The organism is Alteromonas sp. ABH4_454, assembly GCF_056311775.1.
Window position 1 is genome coordinate 1,221,799 of the sequence record NZ_CM149972.1, and the last position, 23,028, is coordinate 1,244,826.

Annotated in this window: 14 protein-coding genes and 1 pseudogene; 6 read left to right on the top strand and 9 right to left on the bottom strand. The window is 45.2% G+C overall.

The features are described from left to right. The gene (locus ACYX4W_RS05355; RefSeq protein WP_474809341.1) at positions 1-1,014 is read right to left on the bottom strand and encodes an aspartate carbamoyltransferase; all 1,014 of its coding nucleotides are present in this window, start codon (positions 1,012-1,014) and stop codon (positions 1-3) included. 150 nt (positions 1,015-1,164) lie between these two features. Continuing rightward, positions 1,165-1,818, bottom strand: a complete 654-nt coding sequence (locus ACYX4W_RS05360; protein WP_476055163.1) for a TetR/AcrR family transcriptional regulator — start codon at positions 1,816-1,818, stop codon at positions 1,165-1,167. Positions 1,819-1,947: 129 nt separating this feature from the next. On the opposite strand from ACYX4W_RS05360, the gene ACYX4W_RS05365 reads away from it, so the two are divergent. The 3 genes and pseudogenes from ACYX4W_RS05365 (at position 1,948) to ACYX4W_RS05375 (ending at position 7,106) form a co-directional block, all read left to right on the top strand. Next, a complete protein-coding gene (locus ACYX4W_RS05365; RefSeq protein ID WP_476074914.1) occupies positions 1,948-3,087 on the top strand; it encodes an efflux RND transporter periplasmic adaptor subunit in 1,140 nt (379 codons plus the stop codon). Beyond that, a pseudogene (locus tag ACYX4W_RS05370) lies at positions 3,087-6,234 on the top strand (efflux RND transporter permease subunit). Before ACYX4W_RS05365 ends, ACYX4W_RS05370 begins: the two are co-directional and overlap by 1 nt. 164 nt (positions 6,235-6,398) lie before the next feature. After that, positions 6,399-7,106 (top strand): DUF2982 domain-containing protein, encoded by a 708-nt coding sequence (locus tag ACYX4W_RS05375; RefSeq protein ID WP_476074915.1) that lies wholly within the window; start codon positions 6,399-6,401, stop codon positions 7,104-7,106. Positions 7,107-7,135: 29 nt separating this feature from the next. Here ACYX4W_RS05375 and ACYX4W_RS05380 read toward each other — a convergent pair whose 3' ends face one another. Continuing rightward, a complete protein-coding gene (locus ACYX4W_RS05380; protein WP_476074916.1) occupies positions 7,136-10,255 on the bottom strand; it encodes a hybrid sensor histidine kinase/response regulator in 3,120 nt (1,039 codons plus the stop codon). 359 nt (positions 10,256-10,614) lie between these two features. Between ACYX4W_RS05380 and parC the strand changes: the two genes are divergently transcribed. From parC to ACYX4W_RS05395, 3 genes are all read left to right on the top strand, one after another. Beyond that, positions 10,615-12,900 carry a DNA topoisomerase IV subunit A gene (gene parC / locus ACYX4W_RS05385; RefSeq protein WP_476074917.1) on the top strand — a complete coding sequence of 762 codons (2,286 nt, stop codon included), beginning with the start codon at positions 10,615-10,617 and terminating at the stop codon, positions 12,898-12,900. 63 nt (positions 12,901-12,963) lie between these two features. After that, positions 12,964-13,395 carry a heme NO-binding domain-containing protein gene (locus ACYX4W_RS05390; protein WP_476074918.1) on the top strand — a complete coding sequence of 144 codons (432 nt, stop codon included), beginning with the start codon at positions 12,964-12,966 and terminating at the stop codon, positions 13,393-13,395. A gap of 120 nt (positions 13,396-13,515) precedes the next feature. Beyond that, positions 13,516-15,684, top strand: coding sequence for a putative bifunctional diguanylate cyclase/phosphodiesterase (locus ACYX4W_RS05395; RefSeq protein ID WP_476074919.1), 2,169 nt, complete (start codon positions 13,516-13,518; stop codon positions 15,682-15,684). Positions 15,685-15,747: 63 nt separating this feature from the next. Here ACYX4W_RS05395 and ACYX4W_RS05400 read toward each other — a convergent pair whose 3' ends face one another. The 6 genes from ACYX4W_RS05400 to ACYX4W_RS05425 all read right to left on the bottom strand — a co-directional run bounded on the left by ACYX4W_RS05400 (position 15,748) and on the right by ACYX4W_RS05425 (position 22,981). Beyond that, positions 15,748-16,554 carry a 2-oxoadipate dioxygenase/decarboxylase family protein gene (locus ACYX4W_RS05400; protein ID WP_476074920.1) on the bottom strand — a complete coding sequence of 269 codons (807 nt, stop codon included), beginning with the start codon at positions 16,552-16,554 and terminating at the stop codon, positions 15,748-15,750. Between the two features lie 115 nt (positions 16,555-16,669). Next, positions 16,670-18,139, bottom strand: a complete 1,470-nt coding sequence (gene astD, locus ACYX4W_RS05405) for a succinylglutamate-semialdehyde dehydrogenase (protein WP_476074921.1) — start codon at positions 18,137-18,139, stop codon at positions 16,670-16,672. A gap of 13 nt (positions 18,140-18,152) precedes the next feature. Next, complete coding sequence (gene astA, locus ACYX4W_RS05410; protein ID WP_474809096.1) at positions 18,153-19,190, bottom strand: arginine N-succinyltransferase; 1,038 nt, start codon at positions 19,188-19,190, stop codon at positions 18,153-18,155. Between the two features lie 20 nt (positions 19,191-19,210). Then, entirely contained in the window at positions 19,211-20,419 is a 1,209-nt protein-coding gene (locus tag ACYX4W_RS05415) for an aspartate aminotransferase family protein (RefSeq protein ID WP_179982152.1), read from the bottom strand. 518 nt (positions 20,420-20,937) lie between these two features. Continuing rightward, positions 20,938-22,104: an HDOD domain-containing protein gene (locus ACYX4W_RS05420; protein ID WP_476074922.1), complete on the bottom strand. Its 1,167-nt coding sequence runs from the start codon at positions 22,102-22,104 to the stop codon at positions 20,938-20,940. 292 nt (positions 22,105-22,396) lie between these two features. Next, entirely contained in the window at positions 22,397-22,981 is a 585-nt protein-coding gene (locus tag ACYX4W_RS05425) for an anthranilate synthase component II (protein WP_474809094.1), read from the bottom strand. Positions 22,982-23,028: the final 47 nt, after the last annotated feature.

Here is a 23,028-nt window from a genome sequence, read left to right on the forward strand (position 1 = left end):
TTACTTACTCTTATTGCTGTACCAAACAACATCGCGCTCATACTTGGTTAGAAGGTTTTCTACACCAAGGGTTAGCGCAAACAGGGCCATTCTTACAAGCACACCATTGTCGGTTTGCCTAAAGATAGCGAGGTTTGGATTAAGGTTTAGATCGTTATCTAATTCGTTGGCTTCCATACGTGAGTCACGAGGAAGTGGATGCATAATAACGGTCTTCGACTGAAAGTGTTTCGTGTAAATCGACTGATTTAAGCGGAACTTACCTCGGTATTTGTTCGCTTCTTCTTGAGAAGGGAAGCGCTCTTCTTGAATACGAGTTTGATAGCATATATCCGCATCCATATTTCCTTCGAGCGTGTCGGTAATAGTAAGCTGGTGTCCAGCATTCTCAATGGCATCAATAACTGGCTGAGGCATAGCCAGCTCTTTCGGCGATATCAGCGTGAAGCGAATATTCTTAAACAGGCATAATAGGCGTGATAAAGAGTGTACTGTTCGACCGTATCGCAGATCGCCAATCATTGCGATATGTAATCCATCAATACCGTGACCGTTGTACTCAAGCTCACGCTTAATGGTAAATAGGTCTAAAAGTGCTTGGGTGGGGTGTTCGTTTGCGCCGTCTCCCCCATTAATTACAGGCACTCGACTACCTTCTGCAAACTCAGCGACGGAGCCGGCTGCAGGGTGTCGCATGGCTATAATATCAGAATAGCCGCTTAGCACGCGGGCGGTATCATAAAGCGATTCGCCTTTAGCAAGTGCAGAGCTAGACATGCCAGTAGTTTCTCTTACTTCACCGCCTAAAAGATTAAAAGCGGTACCAAAGCTCACGCGGGTACGCGTACTTGGTTCGAAGAAAAGATTTCCGAGAATAGCGCCGTCTAGTACGGTAGTGCGCTTTTGCCGCTTCGCATAAGGCTTCATGGAATTGGCGACTGAGAAGACTTTCTCAATCGCCTCGCGATCAAATTGATTAACCGAAAGAATGTGGTTACCGGTAAAGTCAGACATGCGCTTCTCAATCATCAACGAAAACGCCGCTAGTTTATAATACCGCTGGGGTTAAGTCATTAGCGCAAGGTTAATCTTACCTAACGTTTTTCTCGGTTTGACCAATTGGTAAAATAGCACTTGCGCTGTCTGAAATGGCTAGGATAATTTTCAGCTTTTACCACTTTGCTGCGTGTAATGAGTAAAAAGCAGCAGAATTTTCTCAGCGGCACTGTCAACGTGGGCTGTGATTTCGGCGTCTTCTAGCGGAGACTGTATGCCGCATAACATCATGGTGTGGTATTCGCCTTTAAGTAGAGCGCAATAATCCACGGCTAGCTGCTGCGCAACATCAGCGCTTAAGCTACCTTGTCCAAATTTTTCTATCACTGTGCTAAGTGTGGCGAGCGACGCTTCAGGACCTGCTTGATAAAACAAGGTGGCTACGTGTGGGCTATTTACCGCTTCGGCGATAATTACGCGAAATATGGCGATAGCTTCAGGGTCTTGTAACAGGCGTACAAACTGACACCCCACTTTTTGCAAGCATTCAAACAGTGAAAGCGAGCCTAAGGAGGCGTCGATAAGCTGCTGAGTGTCGAGTTGATACGAGCGACATTTTGAAGAGATAGCGGCTTTAAACAGAGCATCTTTGCTCTCGAAATGAGAGTAAACCGTTTGTTTAGACACTCCTGAGGCCTTAGCCACGGTGTCCATTGACGTACTAGCAAACCCTTCTTTTAAAAACAAGCAAGACGCGGCGTGCAATATAAGATGATATTTCTCTTCACTTTTGGGACGGCCTTGCTTTTTGATGTTAGCCACGTACGTTCTCACTTTATAGCAGAATATTTAAATATCAAACTGGACGGTCTAGTATTTATATACTAGCATAGCACAATAAGTATGCAAATATAGCCTAAAGCACACGCCCAATTGGTTAAAGGAACCGTTATGACTGCTGCAAATACACCGTCTAAAAGTGGCAAATTCACGTTACTTATTTCAATTGCCGTTTTTACAGCAGCACTGGTGGTATTACTGATGACTGCTGGTTTGGGGAACGCAACGCAAACGCCAGAGGCAAGACTACCCGTTGCTGTTTCAACAGGTACGGTCACCATTCAATCAGGCTTTGAAACGCCTATTAACGTATTTGGTTTAGTTGAATCACCTAAGGCCACATCTTTATCTTTTGATGTCGCTGGTCAAGTTACCCGAATGCTTGTTGAAGAAGGGGATGTAGTCAGTCAAGGCGATATTCTTGCTCATCAAGATCTGCAGCGTCTAAATGCAAGGAAGCGAGAGCTACAAGCAGCGCTTGAGCGAGCAAACGCTGACCTTGCACTTGCTAAAGTCAACAGTGATAGGACCACCTCATTGGTGGAGAGAAAGCTAGAGTCAGCACAACGACTAGACGAAGCAAAAGCGAACTTAAATGTAGCGAAAGCGCAGGTTAGCGAAATGCAGGCCGCGCTCGAATCTCTCAATGTAGAGATCGCAAAAACTACACTCGTTTCGCCTTTTGATGGTGTTGTTAATCGCCGATTTTTTGATGAAGGCAGTGTGGTGAGTGCAGGAAGCCCTGTATTTGGCATTACGAGTATCGACAACTACCAAGCGCGTTTTGCGGTACCTGCTGATGTCGTAGAGCAGTTTGATGTTAATGAACCTGTGCTTGTGCGTATTGGCGATATCGATGTTGCCGGGACGGTATCTCAGCGGCTTCCAGTACGTAACGTGCAGACTCGAACCGTAGATATTCTGGTCACACTTAATAGTAACGAACAGGTTCGTCCTGGCGATATGGCAATTCTGTCTGCCTTCCGCTCCCATTCTGAAACAGGCGCTTGGCTTCCTGTAAACGCGCTAAGTAATGGCCTAAGAGGCTTATGGAGGGTTTTTGTTTTATCCAGTGAGTCAAACGCCACCATAGAAGCGCGCGTTGTCGAGGTGGTGTACACAGATGGAAATAAAGCGTTCGTTCGCGGCGCTCTCAAAAATGGCGATGTCTATGTTAATGAGGGCACCCATAAATTAGCGCCGGGGCAAATGGTAGCTATACCTAGCCAACAACATTCTGGGGCGCGTTAATGACGTCATTTAACTTCGATACTGATAAATCCTACCCGTGGTACACGCTCTTTTACCGACGGGGCCATTTGCTGGTTTTAAGTCTATTGATTTTGATTACCGCAGGGTTATCGGCTTTGGGCTCATTACCGCGAATAGAAGACCCTCGAATTGATACAAGAAATGCGCTAATTATCACCCAGTATCCCGGCGCATCAGACCGAGCGAGTTGAAGCCTTAGTCAGCGACGTACTTGAAGACAGGTTAAGGGAGATATTTGAGATTAAGGAAGTGAAATCTACCTCTCGTGCTGGGATTTCTATCATATTAATTGAAACACAGGACTGGATAGACAACACCAGTAACGAGCAGCTATTTAGCGAGATCCGCGATGCAATAGGTGCTGCCGCTGAGTCATTTCCAGAAGGTGCAATGGCGCCAATATTCGATGAAAAACGCGGCGCGACTGCTTTCACCTTGTTGCTTTCTGTACGTGCCGACCATTTTAATAATACACCTATTACACTTACCGCTCGTTTGGCTCAGGAACTTACCGACCGACTTCGCAATGTTAACGGTACTGAGTTAGTGCGTGTATACGGCGCACCGCAGGAGGAAATTAGTGTCAATATAGACCCTATTAAGCTTGCTGCTACAGGCCTTACATTGCAGCAGGTAAGCAATACAATCAGTCGCGCTGATCCCAAATTGCCTGCAGGTATGTTGAATACCGAACAAAGTAACCTGCGCTTTACGGTGGGAGAGGGCTTAAATGGTGTAAACATGATAGCGTCTATTCCTCTTGTTAATGAACAAGGGCGCTATTTGAGAGTCGAAGATGTTGCGTCGGTAGAACGCAGTTACACCACTCCACGAGGCGAAATAGCCTTTTTAAATGGTGAAGAGTCTATCTTTGTAGCCGCCCGCATGCAGCCCTCATTGCGTTCTGATGTATGGACAAAAAATGCATTAGCAGTGGTAGAGCAGTTTAATAAAGATTTCAGCGGAACCTTAACCGCTACGGTGGCATTTGAGCAAAATGAATATACTGCCACGCGCCTTGCCGACCTATCGATGAATTTATTGATGGGGTGTGCGGTTGTCATGATGGTTATTCTACTTTTCATGGGGTTTCGCGCAGCATGGATTGTGGGGTTAGCATTACCATTGTGCGCCGCTTTTGCGTTGTTTTCATTGAGCTTTTACAACGAGCAAATACACCAAATGTCAATCTTCGGAATGATTATCGCCATCGGCCTGCTTATTGATAACGCTATCGTAATTACCGATGAAATACGCATTAACTTACAAGACCCTAACCTAACGCGGGTAGGAGCTATGGCAAAAAGTGTGTCTCACTTATTTGCGCCACTTTTAGCTTCAACTCTTACGACTATTCTCGGCTTTATGCCTATCTTTCTTCTTGATGGAAATATAGGTGATTTCGTAGGGCCAATAGCGATAAGCGTGGTCATGGCGCTCATTGGCTCTTTGTTTATTTCACTGACTATTATTGCCGCGCTAGCCGCACGATTTTTACCAAAGCACGACAATGCATCCCAAGGTAAAGCCGTATCCAATTCGTGGTGGAAAGTGGGTCTTCAAGCGCCGCAGTTAAGCCTAGCTTTTAAAAGGCAGTTAGGTCGTTGGGTCAAACAGCCCATTCTCGTGCTACCGGTTGTTGCCATACTTTGCCTGTCTGGCTTTGTGCTGTCTTCGACATTGGCCAATGTGTTCTTCCCAAGCGCAGATAGAGACCAGTTTGAAGTTTATCTGTGGACGAAAGAAGGAAGCAGCATTGACAACACTACCCACTACGTTAAAGAAATTGATGCCGCTATTCGCTCCGAGCAAGGTGTAAAGCAGGTTAGCTGGTTGGTGGGCGGCTCTGCCCCTTCGGTGTATTACAATCAAATGATGACTCGCGATAACATGCCTTATTTTGCTAATGCCGTGGTTTCTACCCACACGGTAGATGAAGCGGTAGCGCTGGTGGGTGAGTTACAACATTCTCTCGATAGCGAATATCCTGAGGTACAAATTGTAGTACGAGCATTTGGGCAAGGTCCGCCAATTGCCGCGCCGGTAGAAGTCGAAATATTTGGCCCAGATCTTAATATACTGAATGACCTAGGCGATAAAGTTCGTATGTTGATGTCACAAGTTGACGGCATATCTCAGTCCATCACCAGTATCTCTATGGGCGAGCCCGAACTTAAAATCAATGCCGATAGCGATAACTTATCTTACCTTGGCTTAACCCTTTCTGAGCTTGCTAATCAAATGCAGGTTAATTTCTCGGGGATCACCGGTGGCTCGGTACTGGAGAGCACAGAAGAAATTCCGGTTAGGGTAAGGCTGGATGAGGCCTACAGACAAAACGTAACGGGTGTGGATGCTATGCCCATACCTTTAGCCGGTGACAATGCAATCTCGTGGTCACCACTGGCGGCGGTTACTAATTTAACGCTACAGCCTGCAACTAGCAGCATTACCCGTGTTGACGGAGAAAGGCTTAACCGCATTCAGGCGTTTTTACTGCCAGGTGTGCCGGCAATTGATGCCAGTAATCAGTTAAGAGACTTGCTTGAAAGCCAACTTGAACTGCCCGAGGGCTATAGAATTCACTTGGCGGGCGATGCAGATGAACAGCAGCAAGCGCTAGGCAAGCTTGCCACTTATGCGCCTGTTTTATTGGTTTTAATGATAACCACGCTCATATTGACGTTCACAAGTCTGCGTATGGCCGGAGTTATCGCACTTGTCGCGATACTTTCAGTGGGACTAGGAATGTTTAGTTTGTGGATTTCAGGCTTGCCAGTAGGATTCAACCCTCTACTTGGCTGTGCAGGGCTTATTGGTGTTGCAATTAACGGTTCGATAGTGGTCATTGCTGCAATCAATGCTAATCCCAAAGCAAAGCAAGGCGATACCAAGGCCATTGTTGAAGAAACCATGAGTTGTAGCCGCCACATACTCTCGACAACCTTTACAACGGTAGGCGGTTTAATTCCACTGTTGTTATTTAGCGAGGGAAGCTTCTGGCCGCCATTGGCTGTTGTGCTCGCAGGTGGAGTTGGTTTTTCGGTTATCTTGTCGTTAGTATTTACGCCAACTATAGTGGCGGCATTTCAACGATATCGTTATAGAAACCACACATTAGCTTGATTTTGCGGTTAAACTATCCCTTTCTAATGAGCGTATAATAAGGGTGTATCAGCGTATGCGAAAATCTCATCCAATATTGCGCTGGTGGCAGACTGACTGCGTGAAATGTAAACGGGTCAGACTCTATATCGTTTGGGCCATAATTATGTTGGTGGTGTACTTGTATGTCTGGCACTAGTGTTGAACCTATCTATATCCGAGCTGCGTCAAAAAGTAACGGCATCACTAGCCTGGTATTGGGTTGTGTAGGACTTTTCGTCGCAGCCTTGTGGCTGGCCTTTTTGCCAGATTGGTTGTTTTTAGCCGGTATTTTTCTGACAAGTGCGGCACTAGTGTGTTTGCTAGTGGGTTATTTTAAGGTACGCGAGCCAGACTTCAGCTTAGAAATAGCCAGAGATTACATCACCTATCGCCACCGCCTCGGCAGTTGGCGAATTCACTGGGACAACCTCCAGCGTGCAGATTGTCCACGTGTGCGCCATGGGTTAGATCACGTTCCCTTAGAAACAGTCGGCTTCAAAATAAAAAGCTACACTGATTTTTTAAATACAATATCACCTAGGCTTGCTACACACTTACTGATGGAGCAGCGACCTCTGCTAATGCAAAATACCGACGAAAACTGCGCGTCGGGAAGTTGTTACGAACAATCAATGTTTGACGATAAGCAATACGTTATGGAAGACGGTACTATCATTAAAGGAATAAAAGCCATGTTAGCTCATCGTATGGTAGAGCTTCGAAAACGGCTCGGTTTTGATATTTTTATAGCCAGCTCAGAATTAGATAGAGACGCTAGCGAATTTGCTAGGTTAATTGCTGAATGTCAGCAATCACGGAAGTTTTTCCAAAAGGAAAACGCCACGCAATAACCAGTGCTATATGCGTGGCCAATAATTTGTTATACGCTAGGCTTACTCTCCCGTAACACTTTCTCTGCTTCAGCGATAAGTGCAGGTAAATGCTCATCAACAAGTTTATGCTGGCCTAATTTGAGCGCGCTTTCAGTATCATTCGCCAGATGTTGCATGCGCGGCAAGCCAGTATAACAACATGCTCCATGAAGCTTGTGTACCTCGGTTTTTAGCTCGTTATAATCTTTTTCTTCCCACAGCGTTGAAAGTAATTCAATGGTTTCTGGGAGCAGCTCTATAAAGCCGTCTAACATTTCTTTCGCGGTGTCTTGGTTTTGATTGGCACGTTTTAGCGCAAGCTGCCAGTCAACTGAGGGAAGCTCTATTTCCCCTGGTTCAATGCTGTGGCACCAGGATTTAATTAGGTTAATAAGTAATTCTACTTCGATAGGCTTAGGAAGATAATCATCCATACCTGATGCGAGTAATCGCTCCTGTTCTTCCTTAAATGCGTGAGCGGTGACAGCGATAATAGGCGTACCCATATTTACAGGAGATTTACGAATTTCCCTAGTTGCTTGTACACCATCCATCCCAGGCATCTGAACGTCCATTAAAATCAGGTCGAACTCTTGTGTCTGACACTGATTTACCGCATCTTGCCCGCTAATAGTTGTAATGAGTTCTACAGGTGAATGGTCAAGCCATGTATGCAGAAGTTTCAGGTTCATTTCCATGTCATCAACAGCCAATATTTTCACGCTAGGCAAACTGCTGATCTTCTCTTGCATGGCATTTTTCGCAGGCGTAGCGTGCTGGTTTACCAAGCTATCTAACTTAGTCAAGGTTATTGGCATACGTATCTGAGAATGGAAATGCTGCGATAGGCTTGGATATTGAGCGTACGGCTCGGGGCCAGAGTACCAGAGAATTCGTTTTGTGGCTGGAAACTGTACAAATCGGCTTAGGTAAGTATCACGCAATGCCATTTTGCTTACCGGTACCGTTGCCATGAAGAAGTCATATTGACCGTTTAGCGTAGCTAAATAGTCTAACGATTCCACTGAGGTGACCTTGGCACCCAATATAGACAACATATTAGCGCTAGAGCGGCGGGTTGCGGGAATGGGGTCGAAAATAACCACGTTTTTATCTTTCCAGTCTTCGCTGCTCGTCAATGAATACTTTTGGCTAAGCTGATTCATACGAAGAGAGACGCTAAACGTAGAGCCCTGGCCCAGCACACTCTTAAGCGAAAGGTCTCCGTTCATCAGGCGAACGAGTTCCCTGCTAATAACAAGGCCTAAGCCTGTACCTTGGTAATTTCGATTTAGTGCATCGTCTACCTGTGAAAACGCGCTGAAGAGCTTTTTCCTGTCTTGACGACTAATACCAATTCCCGTGTCTTCAACGACAATATTTAATTCGTGGATACCGTGCGGAAGCGAGCGCCCGCTTGCTGAGAATGTAATGGCTCCACTAGAGGTAAACTTAAGCGCGTTACTGAGTAAGTTGTTTAGCACTTGCTTGATGCGAAATACATCACCAATAAGTTTTTCAGGCAGCGGATTTAAGTCGAAAACAAATTCAATGCGTTTGCTGTGCGAAGATTTAGCCATAATGGTGACCATCTCTTCGAGCAGTTTATTAGGTGAAAAAGGTTGGTTGTTTATTTGAAGTTTGCCCGCTTCAATTTTTGAAAAGTCGAGTACGTCGTTAACAATCGTGAGCAGGTTTTCAGCTGCAGTATTAACGATCCGAACCTGCTCTTGTTGGTCCGTAGGTAGCAATGCGTTATTAAGTTCTTTGCTAAACCCCAATATTGCATTTAGGGGCGTGCGTATCTCATGACTCATGTTTGCAAGGAATTGAGATTTTACGTTACTGGCCTTGATGGCGTCTTTTCGCGCAATGTCTAAGCGTGCATTTTGCTCTTCAATAAGCTCAACATTATTGCGTAAATCATCGGTTGCTTGTTCTACTTCACTTTCAAGCTGGCTTCGACTTTTCTCCATGAGTGCAAAAGAAAAAAGTCCAGCTTCTAGGAAAACGCCAACTTGGAAGCAGTAGGTAGTAAAGTCGTTTGAGGGCAGCACACCGATAAGGCTTAACATGCCAATAATGGCACCAGTAGCAAGCATACCCCATGCAAAAATAAAGTAGCGTGCGGGTCTGAAATTATTGAGGAAGGCCTCCACCCCTGCGTAGATGTAGCTCAAAATCGCTACCAGCCCTACGCCATATACCAGGTTGTTCTTCCAGATAGAGGGAAGAAGATCGACAAAGCACACGAGTCCAGTGAGCGCTTGGCACACCAATAATAAGTTTATAATAGGATGAGCAGTGGGCGAGTGCTTTTCGGTTTCTAAGAAGGTCATGGTAAACAAGCCTGAACTGATACCGATAATGACGAATATCAATTCCGAATGACCGACTAGCCAAGACGGAATACCTTGAGTAAATAAGAGGTGTGTATGACCGCCCCACACGAATTGCCATAATATTACCGCTAATATGTATCCAACATAAGCAACCAGGCTTTTCTCTTTTACGCCGAAAAATAAGGCCAAATTATAGATGGCAAGTATGAGTAAGCCACCGTAAAAAAAGCCCCAGAGCAAACTGTCCATTTGGAAATAACTGCTGTGTAAAGGCTCAGCTTGTATACGAAGTGGAGCGATGAGGCTTGATGAATGACTCTCAATGCGTATGTAAAGGTCAACGGGGTCGCTGTTAGCGAGTTCAACTCGAAAGGTAGGAACGCGAAAACGCTGCTCTTTTTGCGCCTTACCTTGATGACTTTGACTAATCACCTTTCCATTTTGTACTAAATAGAAATCAACGTTATCGAGCTGACTAAAGTTTATTGAAAATACCCAGTTCTTGTCGTTTGAAACATTGGCAACGGATGTTAGCAACCACATACCATTATTGCGAAAACCAAAGTTAGGGTTTCCGTGAGGATGCATAAGAAAGTCATTTCGTCTTCTTGATACATCCCCAATGGTAAGCTGGTAATCGGTTTCGAATAGAAAGTACAGCGAGTCTGATAAATCTAGCGTACTATGTTCGTCAAATAGCTGCTCGATATGTTGCGCTTGGGAACAAGAAGGCCAGAAGCTAGCTAGCAAAATAAATAGGAAAGAAAGTGCGCGAAAGGTTGCCATATTATTCTGTACTTTAACTACCATTTAAATAAGGGTTTTATTATTTTTAAGGCGAATGTTGAACGCAAAATTCAGCCCAATCTATTTAAACACTCTATTTGCAGAATAACAAAGCAAACAATTAGCACGTTGATAGCATTTAGAGTGCAGGGATTTTTGCTAAATAGCTAAGACTGTGGGGCATAGGCTATTTGAAAAATGATGACAATTGTTTTCAAAGATTGCACACAAATGCGGTTTACCCCACAATAGCGTAAACGCTCGCGTACATTCAGTAAGTAGTGCGCTACAACACAACTAGAATGGCGGCCTTTCTATTACGAGCGCATTGGTATTAATAACAAAACGAAAAAACTATCATGAGTGACGAGATCATCATTAATCGCGATGGGGTAGAGCAACTTCCTCTTCGACGTTTCACCGAAGACGCTTATCTAAACTATTCCATGTACGTCATCATGGACCGTGCTCTTCCGCATATTTCCGATGGTTTAAAGCCGGTACAGCGACGTATTATTTATGCGATGTCCGATTTAGGCTTAAGCGCGAATGCAAAATATAAAAAGTCTGCCAGAACCGTAGGTGATGTACTTGGTAAATTTCACCCACATGGTGACTCTGCCTGCTACGAAGCCATGGTGCTTATGGCGCAGCCTTTCTCATATCGCTATCCCTTGGTTGACGGTCAAGGGAACTGGGGCGCACCAGATGATCCTAAATCGTTTGCAGCCATGCGTTATACCGAAGCTAAGCTTTCACGATTCTCGGAAGTGCTTTTAAATGAGCTTGGTCAAGGCACGGTAGATTGGGTGCCCAACTTCGACGGAACGTTAGAAGAGCCAAGTGTACTACCTGCTCGTTTACCGCATATACTGCTTAACGGTGTGACAGGTATTGCAGTAGGGATGGCCACTGATATTCCCCCTCACAATGTAAGAGAGTTGGCTAACGCTTGCGCTATGTTGCTGGACAACAGTAAAGCTGAGCTTAGCGACGTCCTAGAACATGTTAATGGGCCAGACTACCCAACTGAAGCCGAAATTATTACGCCAAAAGCCGATATTAAAAAGCTTTACGAGACTGGGCGTGGCTCAATAAAAATGCGTGCTGTCTACGGCGAAGAGAATGGGGATGTGGTCATTACTGCTCTACCTCATCAGGCGTCTGGTGCCAAGATCCTGGAGCAAATAGCTTCGCAAATGCAGGCGAAAAAGCTGCCAATGGTAAGTGACCTTCGCGATGAATCGGACCATGAAAATCCAACTCGCTTAGTTATTACTCCTCGTTCAAATCGCATTGACGTTACCCAATTAATGCAGCATTTGTTTGCAACTACCGACCTTGAGAAAAATTACCGCGTTAACCTGAACATGATAGGCCTAGACGGTCGCCCTCAGGTTAAAGACTTGCGTACTATTTTATCCGAGTGGTTGCAGTATCGAAAAGATACAGTGACACGACGTTTGCAGTATCGCTTAGATAAAGTATTGGCGCGTCTACATATTTTAGAAGGTTTGTTAATTGCGTTTTTAAATATCGATGAAGTTATCGAAATTATACGTACTTATGACAAACCCAAGCCAGAGCTGATGTCGCGTTTTGGTTTAAGTGATAAACAGGCCGAAGCCATTTTAGAGCTGAAACTTCGCCACTTAGCCAAATTAGAAGAAATGAAAATTAAGGGCGAGCAGGACGAGTTAGCTGCCGAGCGTGACAAGCTACAGCAACTGCTTGGCTCAGACCGTCGCCTTAAAACCCTCATTAAAAAAGAAATCCTTGCTGACGCTGAGAAATACGGTGACGACAGGCGTTCACCTATTGTCGAGCGTAGCGAGGCTAAAGCGCTGTCTGAAAAAGAGTTAGTGCCTGCGGAATCAGTTACAGTTGTACTTTCAGAAAAAGGCTGGGCACGTTGTGCGAAAGGTCACGATATCGATGCGGAAGGTTTAAGTTACAAAGCGGGTGATGCCTACTTATCCAGCGCTGAAGGCAAAAGTAATCAGCCTGCCGTATTTATGGATAGCTCAGGGCGAACATTCTCGTGCGACGCTCACGGGCTTCCCTCTGCACGAAGTCAAGGCGAGCCTTTAACCGGGCGCTTTAGTATTGTTGGTGGGGAATCCTTCCAGCACGTGATTATGGCGCAAGACGAGAGTAAGTTCTTGGTGGGTTCTGATGCGGGCTATGGCTTCGTCGGCACATTCAAAGATATGGTTAGCAAGAATAAAGCGGGTAAAGCCTACTTGTCATTGCCTACAGCAGCGAAAGTAATGAAACCAATGCCAGTGACTAACCCTGACTCTGATTGGTGTTTAAGTATTTCTAACGAAGGGCGTATGCTTATGTTCCCGCTTCGCGACTTGCCAAGTTTAGGCAAAGGAAAAGGAAATAAGCTGATCAATATTCCTTCAGCAAAATCACAGTCTCGTGAAGAGTATGTCAAAGTGCTGACCGTTGTGCCTGATGGCGCGGCCATTAAGGTTGGAGCAGGGAAGCGCAATATGACGTTAAGCGCTGAAGACCTTACCCACTATCAGGGGGAAAGGGGCCGTAGGGGGAATAAATTGCCTCGCGGTTTACAGCGGGTGGATAGCGTAGAAGTAGTGCTACCAAATAATAACGAAGCACCTGAAGATTTGTCATAAAGTTTAAGTTGTTCTTATGCTTAGGTGAACTACACTCATTAAAGGAATGAATGAGGAATTTACATGTTAGGCATAGTTTTTACATCGTTAATCGATATGCTCGAGGAGAAGGTTTCTCCTGAGTTCGCTGATGATGTCATCATGGAAGCTGGGTTAGAGAACGACGGAGCTTATACCGCAGTGGGTTATTACCCGTTTGAACAGATGCAACGCCTGGTAGGTGTGCTGGTAGAGAGAACGGGTAAATCTGCTAACGAACTCTTATACGATTTTGGTTTTTATTTATTCGGTAAGTTAGGGGCCGTACACGGTGACGTATTAGCCAATACCAATAACATGCTAGACATGTTGGAGCACTTGGACGGCGATATCCATGTCCAGGTTAAAAAGCTTTATCCTGACGCAGACCTCCCGCGTTTTAAGGTGCTGTCACGCACAGACACCTCCATGCGCCTACAATATTACTCTGAAAGAGAGTTATATCCCCTAAGCTGAGGGCTTGATGGACGCCGCAGCAGCCTATTACAACTGCAAACTTGAAAGGGAAACCCATCAACTAGAAACGCCTCACACATACGAATTTAGCATATCTCTTGTTGTTTAACGGGGGATGTAATGTCCAACGATACATCCATTGGCAAATCCGTTAATAACGACGCTTTAGCTTTAATTGAGCGTCGTTTAAAGCGAGAGCGAAATGCCAGAGAGCAAGCCGAAAGTTTGCTCAGAGAAAAGACCCAAAGCTTATATGCTACTTTGCAAAAGAGCCAACGTGCGCAAAAGGACCTAGAACTTGCCCTTTGGGCTTCGCAAGAGTCATTTTGGAGTTGGGAGGCGCAAAGCGACATAATGGAGATTCGCTCTTTCTCTCTTCACTCACAAAGTGTATCTACGTGGTCGGGCACCTTAATTCAGCTTCTTGAACGGGTCCATGAGGACGATTTGGAAGGGCTTCAGTTTCACTGGACCATGGCACTTCACGGCAATCGCGATCGCGTTGAATTTTCCTTTCGTTTAATGCTAGAAAATAGCTACCAATGGGTAAGGTTACGCGGCCGCGTACTAGAGCGGGGTAGCGCGGGCGAAGCACTGCACATTGTGGGAACTACCAAAGATATCACCCAGCAGCGCAAAGCCGAACAATCTTTCCATCTAATGGCCTCTGCGTTCGCTAGTTCAAGAGAGCCTATGTTAGTCCTCTCTCCCGACCTTATTATTACAGAGTGTAATGATGCCTTTATCCATTTACTTGGTATGTCAGTAAAAGAGCAATGTGTAGGGGTGAATTTCAATCAAATATTTATCGCTGAGAAAGTTGATAAAGCGCAATTGGCCATCGATAAGCAAGTTCGATTTGAGTCAAAAATAAAAAACCAAAGCGGCGAAATGAAAGTGGTAGATATTTCTTTGGCTTTGTTCGAAACCTATCAACAAACCTCGACTTATTTAATCGCAACAATGCGCGACATTAGCGATAGAAAGCGCAACGAGGCCAAGCTACGTCAACTCGCCTTGCACGATGAATTGACCGGTCTTTCTAATCGTAACTCGCTACGTGAGTCTATTTCAGTGTTAGTGAAAAAAGTGCAGCCTTTTTCTCTCGTGTTTATCGACCTAGATGGGTTTAAAGCCATAAATGATAATGCGGGGCATGAAAGAGGTGATGCCGAGTTGCAGCGCATGGGAGCATTACTTACCGGTATGTTCGGCCCCATTGGGGAAGTTGGCAGGTGGGGAGGCGATGAGTTTATTGCCGTAGTACCTAACCAAAATATTGAAGAAATTGCCGAGCGCTCACAGGAACTTATTAGCCAAATTGAAGAAGACTCCATTGTTGTAAAAGGGACAGAACTAAGGCTGTCGGCCAGCATTGGTATTGCAGAATTTCCAGAACACAGCAACAACATTGAAGGTTTAGTGCAGTGTGCCGATGCAGCAATGTATCGCGCCAAAGAGCTGGGGAAAGGGCAAACCTTTGTATATGAGCCAGGGCTTTATGAAAGCATGACGCAGCAAGTCAGTATGGTGAACGATTTGCGCAAGGCCGTAGAAAACCACCTTCTTGATTTTTATATTCAGGGTAAATATGACTTAAATGGCGTATTAAAGGGTGGTGAAGTGTTGTGCCGCTGGATCTCTGGACTGCACGGTGTCGTATCGCCAGCAGTGTTTATCCCCATAGCAGAAGAGCACAAGTTAGATAGCGCCATTGGTTTACAAGCGCTAGAGGCTGCCTGTGACTATATTTCGATAATGGAGTCGCAACAAGGCGAAGCTATCCCGCTGTCGGTGAATATTAGTGCTAACCAAATGCTCGACCCGGAATTTCCCGACCAAGCAGCCTCTATTTGCCTGGATAACAATATATCCCCGGAATTTATAGAATTAGAGCTCACTGAGTCGGTGTTTATTCGGGACGAAAAGTCAGCGCTAAGAGCATTAAATACACTTAGAGAGAGTGGTTTTAGATTGTCTTTAGATGATTTTGGCAGTGGCTTCTCATCACTTAGCTACCTGAGGAGTTTTCAGTTTGAGGTGGTCAAGGTAGATAAAAGCTTAATTCAAGGTATTCACCAAGATAGCAAAGCAAACGCGCTTTTTAATGGTCTGATAGCTATGTTGAAGAGCCTGCAAATAGATGTGGTGGCTGAAGGGGTAGAATTAGAGTCTTATCTACCTTTTATGGAGCAAGCAGATATTAAATTAATGCAGGGTTTTTACTTTGACAAACCTATGCCTTATGACCAGTTTCTTGCCAGGCATACTACTGAGCCTAATCGTTAATGTCTTCTGTAAAGCGTAAACAAAAAAAGCCCTAACGGGCTTTTTAATGACTAAGCAAGCGCGTTACTTAGCGTTTGTACTTTCAAAGATTTTATCTGCCGATGCAGCAACAAAGCCTTTATAAAGTTTACCGTCAGGCATTTCATAACGCTGTGCGAATTCGTAAAAGCAGCTTGGAATAGCCACAGTCTCATCGCTAAATACTACGTCAGCACGGTCAGCCATAGTCGACGATTGGGCTAAAAATACGTCTGGACCGCCTTTGATCTCGCCGCCTGAGGTGTTTAGCACAAAGCCTGCTTCTTTAAGCAATGTATTTACGTCGGTCAACTCGTCAGTGCGGGTTAAGTGATTAACACTTACCGTAAAGTGGTTAGCACGAAAGCCCCATGCTGCCATCCACGCCGCGTATTCTGACTCGTTAAGCAGTGTGTCGTACTCTACTTTAGTCACGTCCCAATGCTTACCCGAGTACAAGAAGTTATCTGCATCCACTACAGACTCAGGCATTTGATCAACAAGCTTTTTAATAATTGTTTGAGCTGCCTCAGACAATTCATTTACACGTAGCTCGCTAATAAATACTTTTGGTTTAGTATCGTCAGGGTGCTCAAAGTGCTTTGCAGTCAGCTTTTTAGCTTCAAAGTCATAGTCGCCTTTCGCTTCATAACCCAATGCTAAGAAGTGTGCAGCAAGCTTGTCTAAGCGAGTTTTATCTAAAGCAAAAGTTCTAAAAGCCACATGGTCGTTAACGATATCGTTCGTGTGTTCTTCACCGGCCAAAAGTGCATGGATTTTATGCGCTGAGGGAGTGATGGTTACGTAATCGTCCCACATGTTGCTAAACAACGTATCGATGTTGCTATGCATAATGATAGGGTCCTTTCTGTCGTCGACTATTTCTAAATGAATAGTTCGTATAGGGTTGGTGCTTAATCGGCCGACGCACTCTGCATCGGCCTTTATATCGCTTTAAAAGCTTAGCTTACATCGACAAGCCTGGGCTTAATTTGCCCGGCATAGTGACTTTGTCTAGCTCTACGGAAGCTACTGGGTATGCACAGTAGTCAGCGGCATAAAACGCGCTTGCTCTGTGGTTACCACTATCGCCCACACCGCCAAACGGCGCAGCGCTGCTTGCACCGGTAATAGGTCTGTTCCAGTTTACGATGCCCGCACGTATACGCGCGAAGAAGTAACGATAGTCTTCTTCGTTGTCACCTAGAAGACCTGCTGACAAACCAAAGCTAGTGTTATTCGCTTCCTCAATGGCTGCGTCGAAGTCGCTGTAGCGAATTACTTTAAGTAGTGGACCAAAGTGTTCTTCGTCTGGCAGCGAAGCAAGCATGTCGGTAACGTCAATAATGCCTGGGGTAGCAAAACCTTTGCTTTCGTCTTTTTGTTCAAGGCGAACTAACACGTTACCACCAAGGTCTTCAAGTTCTTGCTGCGCTTTCACCATAAGTGCAGCGGCGTTGCTTGAGATCATAGCACCCATAAACGGCTGGTCTTCAGCATCGTAATCGCCAACTTTAATGTTTTTGGTTACTTCGATTAAGCGAGCAAGGATTACATCACCTTGTGCATCGGCTGGTAAGAATAGACGACGTGCACACGTACAGCGCTGACCTGAAGTTATGAAAGCAGATTGCACGATATCGTGTACTGCCGCATCAACATCAGCCACGTCTTTCACAATAAGTGGGTTGTTACCACCCATTTCAAGTGCCAAGATTTTACCCGGGTGTCCTGCGAACTGCTCGTGAAGGATTTTTCCAGTACGAGAACTACCTGTGAAGAACAGACCATCGATGTCGTTATGCGATGCCAATGCCTTGCCTGTTTCAACCTCACCTTGTACTAGGTTAAGTACGCCCGCTGGCAGGCCAGCAGCGTCCCATAGTTTTACCATTTCTTGTGCAACCATAGGCGTCAAATCGCTTGGCTTAAACACAACCGTGTTTCCTGCAATAAGGGCCGGAACAATGTGTCCGTTTGGCAGGTGACCAGGGAAGTTGTATGGGCCAAATACAGCAACAACGCCGTGAGGCTTGTGGCGAATAAAGGCTTTACCAACAGGCATTGGATTTTCAACGTTACCCGTGCGTTCAAAATAGGCTTTTTCAGAAATGGCAATTTTGCCCATCATGGCGCCAACTTCAGTGGCAGTTTCCCACTCTGGTTTGCCCGTTTCTTTAGCCATAACTTTGGCTAGATGCGCTTTCGCTTCTTCTAGCTTAGTGCCATAAACCTTGATGATTTCTAGACGCTCTTCAACGGTTTTCATGCTCCACGCTACAAGTGCAGCTCGAGCGGCGTTAATTGCGTCATCAATTTGAGCGGCAGTCGCAGACTTACCTTCCCAAATCACTTCGTTTTTTGCAGGGTCAACTGACGTTAAGTCATGACCTTGTCCGGCAACCCATTCACCGTTGATAAAATGTGTATGTAGCATAGTGGGTGTCCTTTTAATCTCTGAATGTAACGGGGGCAAAGCGTACGTGCTCTCCCTCTTTGACATTCAATGCAGCAGCGGCTTGGCGAGATAGCACGGCAACTTGCTTTTCTTCGCTTACCGTCATCTCGGTAGCGACTGCACGAAAATCAGATACTGATGTATTAATGATGTAGTGCGTTTGCCCTTGGGCAGCAGCGCTATCGTCAATCAAAACAGGCAGTTTTAAACTCGACTGAGCCGTGCGGATGTGGCTCAAGTTTGCTTCTACCGTTGGACCTGCGTCGAAAATATCTACGTAGCCGCGGCAAGAAAAGCCTTCTTCTTCTAAAAGCTGAAGTGCAGGACGTGTTTTGTCGTGGACTTCGCCAATGACTTCTTGCGCTTCTTTGCTAAGCAGATTTACGTATATCGGGTACTTCGGCATAAGTTCAGCAATAAACACTTTATTACCAATGCCAGTTAAGTAGTCGGCAGTAGGAAAATCCATAGAGAAGAAATGGGTTTCCAACCACTCCCAAAACGGTGAGCGTCCTTCTTCGTCACTCACACCACGCATTTCAGCAATAACTGTCTCTGAAAAGCGTTCACGGTGCTCCATCATGAACAAGAATCGAACCTTTGAAAGAAAGCGGCCGTTAATGCCGCCACGGGCTTGTTCGCGAAGAAACAGGGTACATATCTCAGTAACGCCGGTGTAATCATTACAAAACGTTAGAATGTCTACCGTATTGTGAATGTTCAGCTCGCGCGAGGCATGCACGACTTTGCTAAGGTGGTAATGATAGAACGCATCATCTATACCAACAGCCGCTTCAATACCTGTTGTTCCCACTACCTGTCCGGTAGTGGTATCTTCCATTACAAACAAGTATGACTCATCGCCAGGTTCAGTTACGTTTGGTTTGTTAAACGCAGTTTCTGCACGATCAATTTTACGCTGCAGCAACTCATCGTTGACAGGTAAAGACGTAAAGCCAATACCTGATTCAACGGCGATTTCTTTAAGCGCGTTATAGTCGGCCTTCGTGATAGGGCGAATGATATTCATGTTCGCTACTCGTGTTGTAATTATTCGGCGTTTACAACGGCAGCAACGGCGCGTTCAAAACGTGCAAGACCTTCTTTAATGTCTTCATCAGGAATAACCAGTGAAGGTGCAAAACGAATAACGTTCATGCCAGCAACAAGACACATAAGGTTCTCTTTAGTTGCAGCCATCATGAAGTCGCGTGCACGGCCTTGGTATTTCTCATTCAATGCACAACCTAACAACATGCCTTGACCACGTACTTCTTCAAATACGTTGTACTTGTCATTGATAGCGCCAAGTAATTCGCGGAAAAGGGCTTCTTTCTTAAGCACGCCTTCAAGCACTTCTGGCTGGTTCACGATATCTAACGCTTTTTCCGCAACCGCACAGGCCAGTGGGTTACCGCCGTAAGTACTACCGTGGGTACCTGGCTTAAGATGTGCTGCAATATCATTCGTTGTTAGCATGGCGCCAATTGGGAAGCCGCCACCAAGTGACTTAGCGGTAGTTAAGATATCTGGTGTTACGCCAAGACCCATATATGCGTAAAGGTGACCGGTACGACCCACGCCCGATTGTACCTCATCGAAAATTAGCAGAGCATTGTGCTTGTCACATAGCTCACGAACGCCTTTTACGAAATCTGCATCAGGTGGAATGATACCGCCTTCCCCTTGAAGCGGCTCCATCATTACTGCACAAGTTTTATCTGAAATTAGTGCTTCAAAGGCAGCTAGGTCATTGTAGTCACAGTGATCAACCGCGCCTGGCTTAGGACCAAAACCATCAGAGTAAGCCGCTTGACCACCTACCGTTACGGTAAAGAAGGTACGACCATGGAAACCTTTATTAAAAGCAATGATTTGATTCTTGTCTTCACCGTGCTTATCAAGTGCCCAGCGACGTGCAAGCTTTAGTGCCGCTTCGTTAGCTTCCGCACCAGAGTTGGCAAAGTAAACTTTGTCAGAGAAAGTTGCATCGTTAAGCTTTTTAGCAAGGCGAAGCGCAGGTTCGTTAGTAAATACGTTGCTTAGATGCCAAAGCTTGCTGCCTTGTTCGTTAAGTGCTTTTACTAGCTCAGGGTGGCAGTGACCTAAAACGTTTACTGCAATACCACCTGCAAAGTCGATGTACTCAGCTCCATCTTGATCCCATACGCGTGAACCTTCACCTCGAACAGGTACCATACCTGCTGGGTTATAGTTAGGAACCATTACATCATCAAATGTAGCGCGAGTTACGTTCATCTTTGTTACCTCTGCATTGGGCGCCAATCGCCTGCTTGTCTAATCAATGCGCACGTTTCATACGTGCTGCGTGAGTCGATAAGCACTAATTTGGCGCATAAAAACTAATCGGATTTGATTTACAGTATGCCATTTTTTTTAACATTTGTCTTCTATGCAAAGGGCTGCAGCCCTTTATTTATAAGGACTGTGGCTTAATTTGCAGGAAAAGTGAATAACTATTAACTACTGGGCTATATCATTAAGTAATAATCAATTTTTACGTTAAGAAAAGCGCCGCGTGGTGGTTTTGAGGTGCTTTAACAGAATAAAAGGGAGTAATGCGCCGCGACAAACTTGCCTGTTTACCCGTGCTGAAAACAGGCAAAGTACTGAGGTACGGCCGATATTTTTGAGTATCAGACATCAAGTACGAAAAAAGTGCATAACCAATGCATGAATATCCATAAAATATTTCACGTTTAGTGCACTATTTTGCGTGATTGGTGTTCTAAATGAGTAGGGTGTAGCTAAAAGCTTTAGTAACTATCTTCATTTTTCACCAACGGAAGGGTGAAGATATCCGTGCTTTTAAGTGCCTCAAGTGCACCCGCAGGGTATTTTTGTTCAGCGAAAAGTGGTTTTACTTCTTTAATGTCGACAAGCTTTAACTGATGCAACATGCGTATTTGCGTATAAGCACGTGCTTGGTACAGTATTTTGCTCAAGGTCTTGGCCTGCGCAGGCTGTTTATCAGCACATGCACGCATTGGCTGTGCAATTGGCAGGCGGGTAAAGTGCATCCACTCCAAAATATCTGCGCTTATTGCATCAGCAAATTCTTGCTGTAAGGCAATAAGGTGATTTGCTGATGGCGCAATTTTTAGCAAAGCCTCGTGCCGTTTTTGTTCTTTATCTTTTTGACACTCTTGCAGCAGGTGCAGCTGAATTTTATCAAACAGCTTAAAGTAAAGCCGCGTCACGGCGCAACGGCCTAAGTTACTTACCATTGCCAACACGTAGGCTTGATTTTTATTCAGGTCGCTTAATGTAGCAAGGCGCTTAGCGGTCAGCGCAATGCCCGTAGAGTACTGCGTTAGTTTTTGTTTTATCAACGGGTATGGATCGGTAATTTGAGGCATGGCACGCTTCAATATCAACGAGGGGATTAGCGTACGCAAGTTTTCGATACCTAAAAAGCTTAAAGCGGTACGTAAGGTTTCAACAACAATAATACGTCCCCGCGAGTCTTTTCGCCTAAATCTGGGCGTATTTACTACTACAATAAGTTCGTCATAGAGCCACGGCATAGTGGCGACTATAGGCTCGAGCTTTGACACTGAGCATGCTTTGACAGATAAGGCATCTAATAGCTCACCAATGTTTTCAGGCAAATTAAGCACTTTCTGAACGAGTTCATCGGTATAGCTGAGTTGTTCAGTAAGTTCACCAAGCAAAATCTCGTGAAGGTGGTGGCTAACCGATTCTAAATAAGAGGCTTCTGTTTTTTCCTGTAGGCGTTTGTTTTCAATTGCGACTTTTTCAACGTGAAGTAAAAGCCTACGTGCGTCCCCCTGTTCTGACTGTTCGAAGCTGACTTGGCCCACCTTACGCTTTCCTAGCATTTCAAGCACACGCTCGGGTGATACGATCATATTTTCAAATCGATCATCTATCGTCGGCGGTGTGGTTGCCCCCATGGTCATATTAAAAGCACTCCTGCTCATAACTTTTTGGTGAACGGCGATATTATCGTACATTAGGGGCCTTTATAACGTTAGCTACGGTAATGATGAAAATGTAGCTACCACTTAAAAGCACAGTTAGCACCCTGCAATGATTGATATCGCTTATGTAGTTTTCAACATAACGCTCAGTTAGCGCTTGGCTAAACTTGATTATGAAAAGTTAAACGAAAAATCAGTGAATTGCGAATTTTAACGGCCTTCAAGCGCAACCTTTTACACTATGTAGGGTATCGGCAATACGCCTGTAGACTTAAACCTTTTTATGATGAAGAAAAGCTTCAAGCACGCTGTGACCGTGTTCGGTAAGTAATGATTCAGGGTGATACTGAACACCCCATATAGGGTAGCGATTATGGGAAACTGCCATAATTTCTTTTGTACCCGCCGCTGTCTCACACCAAGCATCGACGCGTAGTGATGGCGGTAAAGATTCAGGGCTTAACACCAGTGAATGGTAGCGGGTTACATTAAAGGTGTTTGGTAGCCCTTCAAATAGCCCTGTGTTGTGATGGGACAATGCTGAAACTTTACCGTGTTTTATTTCTTGGGCGCCTACCACTTCTGCACCAAAAACTTGTCCTATGGCTTGATGACCTAAGCAAACGCCCATTATGGGAATTTCACCGGCAAAATGCTCTATCGCAGATAAACTGATACCCGCTTCGTTAGGCGTGCAAGGGCCTGGCGAGATAACAAGCTGAGAAGGTGCTAAGCGCGATATATCGTCAAGGTTGAGGGCGTTGTTTCGCACTACTTCAACGTCAGCACCAAGTTCTGTGAAATACCTAGCAAGGTTATGAGTGAACGAATCGAAGTTATCAATTAACAGCAACACAGCAGTGTTAATCCTTGATATATCTATAAAACAACGGTTAGAACATG

Bases quoted from the DNA above. Each gene is read 5' to 3' on its own strand.
- ACYX4W_RS05355 (WP_474809341.1), bottom strand. From the start codon at position 1,014: ATGTCTGACTTTACCGGTAACCACATTCTTTCGGTTAATCAATTTGAT.
- ACYX4W_RS05365 (WP_476074914.1), top strand. From the start codon at position 1,948: ATGACTGCTGCAAATACACCGTCTAAAAGTGGCAAATTCACGTTACTT.
- ACYX4W_RS05375 (WP_476074915.1), top strand. From the start codon at position 6,399: ATGTCTGGCACTAGTGTTGAACCTATCTATATCCGAGCTGCGTCAAAA.
- ACYX4W_RS05380 (WP_476074916.1), bottom strand. From the start codon at position 10,255: ATGGCAACCTTTCGCGCACTTTCTTTCCTATTTATTTTGCTAGCTAGC.
- parC (WP_476074917.1), top strand. From the start codon at position 10,615: ATGAGTGACGAGATCATCATTAATCGCGATGGGGTAGAGCAACTTCCT.
- ACYX4W_RS05390 (WP_476074918.1), top strand. From the start codon at position 12,964: ATGTTAGGCATAGTTTTTACATCGTTAATCGATATGCTCGAGGAGAAG.
- ACYX4W_RS05395 (WP_476074919.1), top strand. From the start codon at position 13,516: ATGTCCAACGATACATCCATTGGCAAATCCGTTAATAACGACGCTTTA.
- ACYX4W_RS05400 (WP_476074920.1), bottom strand. From the start codon at position 16,554: ATGCATAGCAACATCGATACGTTGTTTAGCAACATGTGGGACGATTAC.
- astD (WP_476074921.1), bottom strand. From the start codon at position 18,139: ATGCTACATACACATTTTATCAACGGTGAATGGGTTGCCGGACAAGGT.
- astA (WP_474809096.1), bottom strand. From the start codon at position 19,190: ATGAATATCATTCGCCCTATCACGAAGGCCGACTATAACGCGCTTAAA.
- ACYX4W_RS05415 (WP_179982152.1), bottom strand. From the start codon at position 20,419: ATGAACGTAACTCGCGCTACATTTGATGATGTAATGGTTCCTAACTAT.
- ACYX4W_RS05420 (WP_476074922.1), bottom strand. From the start codon at position 22,104: ATGACCATGGGGGCAACCACACCGCCGACGATAGATGATCGATTTGAA.